This is a genomic window from Undibacterium sp. GrIS 1.8 (assembly GCF_040544445.1).
Lineage (GTDB): Bacteria > Pseudomonadota > Gammaproteobacteria > Burkholderiales > Burkholderiaceae_D > Undibacterium.
This window is the reverse complement of record NZ_JBEONQ010000077.1, coordinates 1-11,988: the sequence shown is the minus strand read 5'-3', so window position 1 is coordinate 11,988 and position 11,988 is coordinate 1. Positions and strand designations below refer to the sequence as shown.

Sequence of the window (11,988 nt, the reverse complement as noted above, 5' to 3'; positions counted from 1 at the left end):
TTTGTTCGTCGACCTGATCCAGTAGTGGCCCCACTTGAGATGGGTCATCCGTATGCTGATCGGTGAGGATCTGCGCGACAATCATGCCTGCATCGACATCGACGGCCAGATGTAGTTTGCGCCAGCTACGGCGCGACTTCGCGCCATGTTTTTCTTCCAGCCATTGTCCTGCCCCAAAGACCTGCAAACCTGTGCTGTCGATGAGCACATGGAGTGGCCCCTTTGGTGCGGATGGTGACTTCGTTACCGTCAGTCCGACCGCCCGTCTGCTGACCGTGGTGTGATCCGGTGCCGTGATTGTCAGGTTCATCAGTGTCAGCACGGAAGCCATTAACCCTTCGGTTTGTCGCAGGGCCATTTTGAAGGCGGAGCGCAGCATCAGACTCGTCTCAATGGCGCTATCCCGATAGCGAGCCTGACCATTTGGCCCTACGCTTTGCCACTGATCTAATGCTGCGTCTTCAATCCACAACGTCAGGCTACCGCGCCGCCGTAATCCTGCTTCATATTCCGGCCAATTCTGAACCTTGAACGACATCTTAGGTATATGATGACGCCGATCGTCGTTGTGTTTGTTGGGCATCGGGGCGATCAGTAAAATTGAGGCCGCATCGTAACATCACCGCTTTTCGAGTTTGAAGTGCACCAACGCCTATTTGCTTGATACCCAACATTTTCCATTAAATAGGCAACGATTTATACGGTGGTAAATAGCAACTCTTAGACCGATAAAAACGACTCTTTCGTTGAAGTGGTCAGAAAATAATCCGTTACAGCACTTGTCGGTGCGCCAGCGATCAGATAGATTGTTATTTTTGATTTATTACACAAGTCTAAATACAACCATTTGTTAAGAATAACTATGCCAACAACAAAGACAAAAATTAGCAATTCCGATGTCAAGTCTTTGGCACAGGTTCTCGATCAAAGTGAGAAAATCAAAGATGTGATGATTGAATGTGCCGACGATCTTTCGTCTGTCAATGTCGCATTGAAACAGAGGTTGGCTAATGATGTCAGTTCTTTAGGCGTAGAAAACGCACTTCAGACCAGTCAATCGGTTGAAGAAAAGGTTCAGCATGCAGCGACCCAGCTGTCTGCTGTCAACCAAGCTCTTGGGGATGAAGTCATCGAACGTCAGATATTGGAGCAACGACTAGAGACTGCTCAAGCTCAAGCAGATGAGTCTAAACACGCATCTCTTCATGATCCTCTTACAGGACTCCCAAATCGATTATTGTTTTATGATCGTTTAGAGCATGGCCTAGCACAAGCCAATCGTCATGGCTGGGGCTTAGCGGTTTTTTTTGTTGACCTAGATAACTTCAAAATTATTAATGACACCCTAGGGCATGCCACTGGTGATCATGTATTAAAGACAGTCGCTCTGCGGCTAAAAGAAACGATTCGCAACGATGATACCCTCTGTAGGCATGGCGGCGATGAATTTCTCTACTTATTGCTGGAAGTAGGGGATCAAGAGCATATTGCAGTAATCGCCGATAAAATTATGGCGGCAATAGAAGCGCCGATAGATCCTCCAGAATTGTCATCGATAACAATTCCATCTATTAGCGCCAGCATTGGAATTGCTATTTTCCCGAAAAATGGTTCTTCAGTCGAGGCGCTTATCAAAAGTGCGGATGAGGCAATGTATAAAGCTAAATTAGCGAAAGAAAATTATGTTTTTGCATGATAAACGAGCGCCGGATTACACGGAAATAGAGTTGTGTTGTAGCTATATAACGTAATTTTGATCAATTTTTCTGGGGCTAATGGCCAAACTTAATCACCTAGTAGTACTAGTTACTTCAGCAAAAAAAACAGGATGGGCAAGAATTGCGTCACGGAGAGGGTGGAATCGGAAGGTGTTTTAACCAAACAGCAAGTGCCTGATTTTTATGAGAATTTAGATGGGTAATCTGCTATAACCCTATAACCCTATAACCCTATAACCCTATAACCCTATAACCCTATAACCCTATAACCCTATAACCCTATAACCCTATAACCCGCATGAATGCTAGGGGCACCTACAGTGGCATATTGCACGGAAATCAAAACGACCCCTTGTAGGATGCTGTTGCCGAGACCGTGATTAGCGATAGCGCTCTGTTTGTTGTTGACTCTTATCGTGATGTCCACTACCACTGGCCCGGGAAAACCTCCCATATACACAAGTCCAAGCTGATCCGTATAGCGTCTCATACAGGGTTCTCACCCAACAATGTCGCTATTGGGGGCTTCTTCTGGCGTTTAAAAACATATTAGTTTTATCGTCAGAGCTGACAGAACATAAGAATCGAGGAGTTCATACAAATCATTTGCTCCGACGACCGCTTCAATCTCAAAAATCGAATCAACATTTCCTCGATTTAAAGAAATAATCTTTTGAACACCATAAATAGTACGAGAGAAGCGGGTCAATAAATGTCAGAACAATCATGAAACAAAAAAACCGCTTGAGCAATGAGCTATACGCGGGTTCCAACGCGTAATCATATATTAAACACTATTTATGGTGAAATAGGCGGACTTAAAATACTCTACTCTGCAACAGACCAATGTTGAATTTAAGCTTACTGATATTAATCAGTCACTTACGGTGTTTGACAAGTGTTAAAACTCATGTCGCATACGGGTTTTTATTTTTAATCTATTTTAGCGGCAACACAAATTTGACATAGTCGCCAGTACTAGCATAACAATACATCGGTAACCAAAACAATTTAGAAATTGACCCACTTACTTATCATTGCAATTAACCAGACGATTACTTCTTATATAGAATGATTCTCGCACTATAACGTGCAAATTAAGTAAAAAAATAGGAGACATCATGAAAGCAAGTTTCACAAAGTCTAAAGTAGCATTATTTTCGGCATCTTTTGTTTTGTTTGGGTTTTTCAGTTCGTCGACTTGGGCTGCCTCGTCGGTACTGAAACCGGATGATTTTGTCGGTATCAGTTTCTGGTTGATTTCTATGGCGTTAGTCGCCTCAACAGCATTTTTCTTTCTGGAACGTGATCGAGTATCAGCGAAATGGAAAACTTCCCTCACAGTTTCTGGATTGGTAACCTTAGTGGCGGCCGTTCATTATTTTTACATGCGGGATGTCTGGGTCACAACTGGTTCCACTCCTACAGTTTATCGATATATCGATTGGTTAATCACGGTGCCACTCTTGATGATCGAATTCTATTTAATTTTGTCAGCGATTGCTAAGGTTCCTGCCGGGGTATTTTGGCGATTAATGATTGGTACCTTGGTAATGTTAATTGGAGGTTATGTTGGCGAAGCTGGATACGTTCCAGCAATGCCAGCATTTATAGTCGGAATGATTGGTTGGGCATTCATACTTTATGAGATATTTGCAGGTGAAGCCAGCAAAATTAACGCTGGAAGTGCGCCCCCATCAGTTCAATCTGCATTTACTACAATGCGATTAATCGTTACGTTTGGTTGGGCTATTTATCCAATCGGATACTTTGCCGGTTATCTGACCGGTCGCCCACCTGCCGACAGCGCAGGCATATTAAATATTATCTACAATTTAGCTGATGTACTAAACAAAATTGCATTTGGCTTGATTATTTGGAGGGTTGCGGTATCTGAGTCCGAAAATGTAAAACACTAATTTCACTAAAGCTGCTTCGAAGATTCTCCAGACAGTCTGGAGAATCTCTTTCCGAGTACTTTACCGCGCTTATTTATATCTTTAGGGTAAATATGCAAGCAAACATCATTGAGCAAGAGCTTATAGCGAGCTATTTGGTTAGTAAGCCCGATGCCTTGCTTCAGCAAGTGGAAACATGCATATTAGGTCTTCTGCAAAGCGTTCCCAACGTCCAACTTCTTGATCGCTTGGTTATTTCTACAGCTGATTCTTCAGATATTCGAAATGCAGCCATTTATCACCTTCAATCTGGAGGGCAGCGCTTGCGAGCGCGCATGGCACTGAGTGCAGGTCAAGAAATTGGTTTGAGTGACCAAGACTGCATATACATCGCCGCTTCAGTCGAACTATTACATAACGCCTCATTGATACATGATGATGTCCAAGACGGTGATAAATATCGTCGCGGACAAGAATCTGTTTGGAACAAATTTAGCATTGATTTAGCAATTTGCAGTGGAGATTTCTATTTATCAGCTGCCTACGGAGTTCTTTGTAATATTAGCAAACCCTCTCTCTTGCCTAGGATTTTGCAATTAATGCATGGGCGCGTATCAGAAGCAATTATCGGACAATCGGCTGAATTATCCATTAGTGCTAACCAGTTCATGTTGGAAACTTACATTCAAGTGGCCATGGCTAAATCTGGAGCATTGTTGAGTTTGCCTTTGGAGCTGACTCTACTGATAGGTGGACACGAGGAGATGCTAGCAACAGCGCAGCAGGCATGTAAAGACTTCGCAGTTGGCTTTCAAATTTACGATGATTTGCGTGACTTTTCTGCAGACTGTGCTCAACTAAATCAGTCGCTCGAAGAAGACCGCTTCAACATCGTTGGGATGTTTAATTATTTAAATTCTGTATCAAAGACCTGCGTCGATTCAATCGCGGCGTCCCAAACTCTTGCCGTTAAGCACCTACGGCTTGCGCAGACCTCACTAGCCGTGCTGCCTCAACAATCAGGTAAGCTACTCGCCGAATGTGCTCAAAACATTGAGCGGCTGCTTGATGACCTTCTCATAAAGAACTAATCTATGCGCGCAATCGTAATCGGTGCTGGATTTGGTGGAATTGCAAGTGCGCTTCGCCTTTGCGCGAAAGGCTACGAGGTAACGTTGATCGATCGCTGCGAAAAACTTGGCGGTAGAGCGCAATCATTTGAGAGAAACGGATTTCGACATGATGCGGGCCCCACCGTTATAACTGCTCCATTTTTATTCGACGAGTTATTTGATTTATTTGGCGAAAAGCTATCCGACCACATAACGCTTGTTCCGTTAAATCCGTGGTATCGCTTTCATTTTTCTAACGGCGAACATTTTAACTATGGCGGAACTTTAGAAGATACATTAGCGGAAATTCACCGGATCGAGCCCAACGATTGTGATCGATATCTCAAGCTGCTAGCGCACTCTAATCGCATTTTTGACGTGGGCTTTACTGAGCTATCTACCAAGTCTTTTCACAGCTTTTGGTTCATGATGGGACAAATACCGAGACTTGTACAGTTAAAAAGTTACAAAACGGTCTGGCAACTAGTTTGCAAATATCTAAAGAATGAAAATCTCCGTCAGGCTTTTTCTATTCAACCTTTACTAGTCGGCGGCAATCCTTTCAGCACGACAAGCATTTATGGCCTGATTCATTATTTGGAAAGGGCTTATGGAGTGCATTTCGCGATAGGAGGAACTAGAGCAATAGTGATTGCTTTGGAAAACCTCATGCGACGACATGGCGTCAATATCTTAATGGCCAGTTCAGTGAAGTCTTTAGTACTCGATTCCAACGTAGCAAAAGGAGTAGTTTTAGAAAGTGGCGAGACTATGATGGCAGATATTATTATCTCAGATGCTGACCCAGCTTACTTATATCGCAACATAATTGCACCGAAACACCAGTCTTTTTGGACGCGCCTCAAAACAAAAAAACCTACTTTTTCCATGGGCTTATTCGTTTTGTACTTTGGTACGACCACCGTTTATCCGGATATTGCACACCATACTATTTGGTTAGGAAAGAGATACCAAGAGCTTTTGACTGATATTTTTGACAATAAAATTTTGTCTGATGACTTTTCATTGTATTTACATCGACCCACAGCAACTGACCCAAGTTTTGCACCTCCTGGTTGTGACAGCTTTTATGTCCTTTGTCCGGTTCCTAACTTATTAGGTGGCCAAGAGTGGTCTGTAGAAGGTCCTAAGTTAAGAGATAGGATCATCTCGGCGCTAGATAATACTATTCTTCCGAACTTAACAAAGACGATCACTGAAGATTTTTATGAGACTCCAACAAATTTTAAGAATAATTATTTAAGCGAGCATGGCGCAGGGTTTTCAATTGCCCCTTTATTTAGTCAATCAGCATGGTTTCGGTTTCATAACAGGGCGGAAGGAATTAAAAATCTATATTTGGTTGGGGCCGGAACTCATCCGGGGGCGGGAATACCCGGTGTGATCTCTTCAGCTAAAGTCGTTGACTCACTTATTCCGTTTGCAAATACGGTATGAGCAACGAAGTTATTCATGCGACCGCTGAAGATACTCTTGCTTCAAAAGGGAAGAGTTTTCATTGGGCTCGCCGGCTGTTGGGTGAAAAAGACTCTCAGCGCGCCACTCGCCTTTACCAGTTTTGTCGCTACATAGACGATGTCGTAGATGAAGCGGAATCGGTTGATCTATCACGAAAAAACTTGGTAGAAGTACGGCAAGCCGTTGTATCCGGTCTAGGTACCAACGCAGTACTTGTTGACGGCTTAAATTTGATTAAAGAGTGCGGCATTGATTGCTCCGCAGTGCTCGATTTAGTTCAAGGAGTTGGCTCTGACATTGAGCTGGTCAGGATAATGGATCAAGATGAATTGCTACGCTACTGTTATCAAGTTGCAGGAACTGTTGGTCTAATGATGTGCAAAGTGTTGAATTCACATGACAATAACGCTATTCCGTACGCGATTGATCTGGGGATAGCAATGCAATTAACTAATATTTGCCGCGATATAAAGGACGATGCGTTGATCAACCGACGTTATCTACCAATCCATTTTATCAATGATATGGATATCCAAGATCTCATCACGCCCACCGGATCCAAAGTTAAACTAATTAAAAAGGCCGTTGCTAGTCTTCTCGCGAGTGCGGATAAGTACTACGAAAGTGGCGAATGTGGACTATCGTACTTGCCTTTTCGGGCGCGATTGTCAATCTTAGTGGCCGCGCGAGTATATCGAGAAATCGGAAAAGAGCTCGAAAAGCAGGATTATGAATATTGGCATCGTCGTATCATCGTCCGGACACCTCGCAAACTATTGGTGACATTAACCGCCGTTTTGTCGGCGGTCACGAGTCTCCGATTTTGGCGTCACCCTGCCGCACACGATTCAAGTCTGCATAAAGCAATACAAGGATACTATGTCTCAGAACCACGATCGGCTCAAATACATGAAAACTGATGTTGATCTGATCATTATAGGAGCAGGATGTGCGGGCCTAAGTCTAGGTATGCAATTGTCAGCGATGGGGGAAAATTCGCCAAAAACCGTGTTGATAGACCCACGTAAATCATATCAAAATGATCGCACATGGTGTTTTTGGAGCAGTGAAAACAAAACTTGGAACAATATTGCCAATCACCATTGGAATCAGTTTTTAGTTAAAACCAGCGCTCAGAGCGTGGTCGTTGATTGTTCATTTGCCCCTTACAGAGTCATAAGCGCCCGAGATTTTTATGATCATGTTCTAGCCGCCATCAGTAGCAACACAGCGCTCGAAATAAAGACTGATACTACCGTAATCGGGAACCCTAAATTAATAAATGGTAAATGGTATGTCCATACTTCCAATGGAGAGTTCAATGCTAAAACAATAGTTGATACTAGACCATTTCCCGTCGACCCGCAGAGCGGTGCCACTCTCTGGCAATCGTTTTTAGGATGCGAGATCGAGTCAATTGATCCGATATTCGATCCATGCATTGCGCACCTAATGAACTTCTGTGACGCCAATAACGATTATGTTGGATTTACTTATCTGTTACCTTTGACTCCTAGCAGAGCCTTGATCGAGTTCACCGTTTTCGCTGAGCGACCGTACTGTGCACTTCAGTTACAAGGTCATCTCGGCGATTCGATTTTGCAATATACCCAGGGCGGCTCATACAAGGTTAATAGAACAGAAATTGGGTTAATTCCTATGGGAATTCCTAATTACCCAAAACAATTAAAAATGGAAAAGACCTATGTTTTTGCAGGCTTAACGGCTGGCGCAGCGAGACCAGCCACAGGTTATGCATTCCAAAGAATACAGATCTGGGCTAAAGAATGTGCGATTTCACTATGTCAAAACCAGCACCCAATTGGACATTGCAAAGATAAAGTATTACTCAAAACAATGGATGCGATTTTTCTTAAAGTCATTCGGGATAATCCGAAATTAGCGCCCGATTTATTCATTAGTTTGTTTTCGAAAGTGAAGAGCCAACAACTCGTCCGGTTTTTATCCGATCAGGGAAACCTATTTGACTATTTATCCGTGATAAACGCATTACCGCCAGCCCCATTTATTAAACATCTACTTAAACGTCACAGAACGTGAACAGCATACAAATACAGCGCTTAGTATTTTTTTGTTTAACTATATTAGCAACTTTAATTTCAATGCTGATCGATTCATTAGATCCACTTTACAAGTTGCTGTTTATAACGTCACTTGTGCTGTTTTTAGGCGTTCCACATGGGGCCCTAGACCTTGTTTTTGCGAAACAACTATTTTTGATTAACGGGTGGCAATCTTGGCTAAAGTTCACCATTACCTACTTAGCACTGAGCTTAAGTGTGGTTATTGTGTGGTGGCATTTTTCAATGAGTTTTATGGTAAGTTTCTTATTACTCTCAATGCTGCATTTCTCAAGGGACTTAATATTAACGAGGCTAAAAATAACTAGATTTCTTTACGGCGGTGCCATCATCGTATTACCTACAATTTTACATTCCGATCAGATGACCAGCTTATTCGCTTTAATTCTTAATGAAGAAATGGGGCAACAGATAACTTCATTTTTAAAATTAATTGCCTTGCCTTGGCTAATTTCAAGCGTTGCTTGCTTCTGCATTGAGTGGATTGAAAATAAGAGCGCTAGCTTAGAACTTTTTTCAGTTTGCTATTTAGCAGTCTTGGCAGAGCCCTTAATTGGATTTGCTATTTTTTTCTGTGGAATGCATAGCTATAGACATATCCTGAGGACCCAACACTACTCTAAACTTAGCTTCAAACAATTATTGATAATTTCTTTGGCTCCAATGATAGGAACCATTCTGTTGGCTGCCACAGGTTGGTTTTATTTACCACCGTCACCAAACTACCCGCGGATTACGCAATTTTTATTTGTGACACTCGGCGCACTAACTCTTCCCCACATGTTACTCATTGATCGAATAAAATTTATTCAGTAGTATTAATTTAGTAACAGCAAAAGTATTAATTAAAACCGTATCACTATATGAATCTAAGTTTAGTTTTCTTTAACAACAGACGGCTCTAAACTGGTAGCCTAAAGTGATCGGCAATTAGCCTGAGTAACAATCCATGAAGTTGACTAAACTTTGAACTCTCTAGAGATTGGCAAAAATTGTTACCAATTGAATCTAAATTAAAGTTTAGACTGTAGGTGTAAATTCGTTACTTTTAAGCCGCTTATCATTATAGTTTTCTTATGACGTCTTGATGTCTTGAAGCTTCTGACGTAATCGATACTAAGGCATATCCAATTTGTGCAACACACATTCTTTATCGTAAAAGCTGGATTCTTTCATCTGTCCATAACTACTCTGACACTATCTTAGCTAAAATGTTTGTAAGGAATTACCAGCTCTATATATTGCATCGTACTAATGAACCGAAATTTATAAGGGTCTGTAATGATACGATCTGGTGCCTATCGCCCTGGTACTTCACTCAATGTGCTCGTGGTTGATGATGACTACTTCATGCAGCGCGTGGCTATTATCCTGCTTGACAGTTTGGGACACTCAGGCGTCGTCGTTGATGACGGAAAAAAAGCCTTAGAGTGCCTTGCTCAACGTCGCTTTGATCTAGTCCTTCTGGATATCATGATGCCAGTAATGGATGGGCTAGAAGCACTTGCCACTATTCGTACAAAAGAACAACACATGGGGTCGCATCTGCCTATTATTATGGTAACTGGTCACGCAGAACCCACTGATCAAATTAGGTTAAAGCAGGCTGGCGCAGACGGGTATGTGACAAAGCCTATAGATATCACCAAACTACAAACTGAAATCGACAGAGTCATGCTGCAAAGCTAAATGAAACACGCGACACACTGTTTTACCTTTGATTATTGTGCTCAACGCGGATGCAAAGTATTCTTTTGCTTGGTGGAAACAACGAAGAAATAATTATTTTCTAGTTGAGTGGTTTACTAAATCAGTAATATTCTCGCAAAAGGTCACGATAATGACGAAAATTGTAAGAGTTAGTCCAGAAATGCAAAAATTTCTAGCTGCTCCAGAGAGTGAGCCCGTATCTGCCAGCGCCTTTGAAGCACATGGTTTTTGGACGCTTGGTGTAGTGCTGATGCGCAATTTGCAGTTCAAGGCCAAAGCGTTATTAATTTGTGTGATGTTTTTGCTGCCAATGGGGATTATGGCTTGGTCTTACTACTCGGCAAATTTTGAGAGTATCGCTTTTTCATCCAAAGAGCGACTTGGCGTGGAATATAACCGAGAGATTTTTCCTGTTCTGAATTTTGCTCAACAACTGCGTCGTGATGCCTCAAACGCTGCAGCAAGTGGTACAACGCCCGCGACTATAGCTGAGGTAAAAGAAAAACTCCAAGCTGCCCAGGCAAAATTAGCTGCAGTGGATAAACGCCTTGGTAGCGATCTCGGTACCGCAAAAGCGTATGCCGCAGTACAAGAGGCCTACGCCAAAGCCATTGCAAGTAACGGTGCGGTAGAAGTGGTTTTTAAAGCGCATACGGATCATGTCCAAGCTTTGCTTGATCTGATGGGGATAGTGACCGATTCTTCTAATCTTATCTTGGATCCTAATATTGCAAGCTTTTACGTAATGGATGCCGTTTTTGTTCGGGTGTCAGACATCGTTGAAAAAACCGCTCAATTACGTGGTCGTGGTGTTACGATCTTAAAATCTGGTGGGATTACCGCAGAACAACAAAAAAGTATGAGTGAGTTGATCCCTGTTGCGGAATATCAATTCTCAAACATGAATGACGGTTTGACTAAAGCCAATGGCGCAGACAAATCAATTACCGATAGAGTCAAGGCCAAAGAGGCACGGGATGCCACAAGTGCTTTTTATGCACAGGCACGTAAAACGGTCATTGATGCGCAAGATTTTTCGCCTGCAGCACAGGCGGACTATTTGGCTGCAGCAAATAAAACTATTAGTACTCAATATGCACTGACAGAACGATTGATGGATCAGCTAGATGAGTTGCTTGCAGTACGTGTCGGTGATATGAAGATGCATTTATATTTTGTTTTTGCGGCGTTAGTGATTGGCGTCTTACTTGCCTTTTATTTTTTCTATACTTTTTATCTGGTAACCCGTGGTGGGCTAATACTGATCAGCAAGCATTTAAAAGAAATGGCTGATGGCGATTTACGCCGTGCACCTGCCAAACCTTGGGGTAGAGATGAGCCAGCCCAAGTTATTATTGATCTGCGTCATGCTTATGATTCTTTGCACGCACTAATTCGTACGGTGCGCCATTCTGCGCGATCTTTACATGCGACCAGTGCAGAGATTGCCTCTGCAAGTTTCGACCTGTCAGCCAGAACAGAATCTGCCGCGGCGTCTTTAGAAGAACAGTCTGCCGCTATGGAAGAGATCGGCTCCACCGTGGACAATACGGCTGAACTGGCGAGTTTAGCCGCCAAGTTTGCCGCGGATAATGCTAAGGTTGCTGAGGATGGTGGCAAAGTGATAGTAACGGTAGTTAAGACTATGCAGGAAATTCACTCCTCCTCCTCTAAAATTAATGACATCATCGGTGTCATTAACGGCATTGCTTTCCAGACCAATATTCTCGCGCTCAACGCCGCGGTAGAAGCCGCAAGAGCAGGTGACGCCGGACGTGGTTTTGCGGTTGTTGCCAGTGAAGTACGCAATCTGGCGCAGCGAAGCGCCGCCGCCGCGACTGAGATCAAAACGCTGATCTCCAATAGCGTGGATCAATTGCCAGCGGTACCAAAGTGGTCGAGCAAGCGGGTACCACAATGACCACGATGGTGACTAATGCCAAACAAATTAATGTTTATCTTAGCGATA

The 11,988-nt window shown here is 42.9% G+C and carries 9 protein-coding genes and 1 pseudogene; 9 read left to right on the top strand and 1 reads right to left on the bottom strand.

The genetic code is table 11. The features are described from left to right. The coding region (locus AAKU64_RS21110; RefSeq protein WP_354362943.1) for an IS5 family transposase at nucleotides 1–583 on the bottom strand (583 nt) is incomplete at its 3' end. A gap of 279 nt (nucleotides 584–862) precedes the next feature. Here AAKU64_RS21110 and AAKU64_RS21105 point away from each other — a divergent pair. The 9 genes and pseudogenes from AAKU64_RS21105 to AAKU64_RS21065 form a co-directional block, all read left to right on the top strand. Then, complete coding sequence (locus tag AAKU64_RS21105) at nucleotides 863–1,696, top strand: diguanylate cyclase domain-containing protein (protein WP_323492901.1); 834 nt, start codon at nucleotides 863–865, stop codon at nucleotides 1,694–1,696. Between the two features lie 1,143 nt (nucleotides 1,697–2,839). Beyond that, on the top strand, nucleotides 2,840–3,637 hold the full coding sequence (locus AAKU64_RS21100; RefSeq protein WP_323492900.1) for a bacteriorhodopsin-like: 798 nt from the start codon (nucleotides 2,840–2,842) through the stop codon (nucleotides 3,635–3,637). Nucleotides 3,638–3,729: 92 nt separating this feature from the next. Then, complete coding sequence (locus AAKU64_RS21095; RefSeq protein ID WP_323492899.1) at nucleotides 3,730–4,707, top strand: polyprenyl synthetase family protein; 978 nt, start codon at nucleotides 3,730–3,732, stop codon at nucleotides 4,705–4,707. A 3-nt stretch (nucleotides 4,708–4,710) separates the two neighbouring features. Next, entirely contained in the window at nucleotides 4,711–6,186 is a 1,476-nt protein-coding gene (gene crtI / locus AAKU64_RS21090) for a phytoene desaturase family protein (RefSeq protein ID WP_323492898.1), read from the top strand. Continuing rightward, nucleotides 6,183–7,127 carry a phytoene/squalene synthase family protein gene (locus AAKU64_RS21085; protein ID WP_323492897.1) on the top strand — a complete coding sequence of 315 codons (945 nt, stop codon included), beginning with the start codon at nucleotides 6,183–6,185 and terminating at the stop codon, nucleotides 7,125–7,127. The genes crtI and AAKU64_RS21085 overlap by 4 nt, the downstream gene beginning before the upstream one ends. Further along, the gene (locus AAKU64_RS21080) at nucleotides 7,117–8,268 is read left to right on the top strand and encodes a lycopene cyclase family protein (RefSeq protein WP_323492896.1); all 1,152 of its coding nucleotides are present in this window, start codon (nucleotides 7,117–7,119) and stop codon (nucleotides 8,266–8,268) included. The genes AAKU64_RS21085 and AAKU64_RS21080 overlap by 11 nt, the downstream gene beginning before the upstream one ends. After that, entirely contained in the window at nucleotides 8,265–9,125 is an 861-nt protein-coding gene (locus AAKU64_RS21075; RefSeq protein ID WP_323492895.1) for a Brp/Blh family beta-carotene 15,15'-dioxygenase, read from the top strand. Before AAKU64_RS21080 ends, AAKU64_RS21075 begins: the two co-directional genes overlap by 4 nt. Before the next feature lie 465 nt (nucleotides 9,126–9,590). Further along, entirely contained in the window at nucleotides 9,591–9,998 is a 408-nt protein-coding gene (locus AAKU64_RS21070) for a response regulator (RefSeq protein ID WP_323492994.1), read from the top strand. Between the two features lie 151 nt (nucleotides 9,999–10,149). Further along, nucleotides 10,150–11,887 (top strand): annotated as a pseudogene (locus tag AAKU64_RS21065) (methyl-accepting chemotaxis protein); the annotation flags it as partial. Nucleotides 11,888–11,988: the final 101 nt, after the last annotated feature.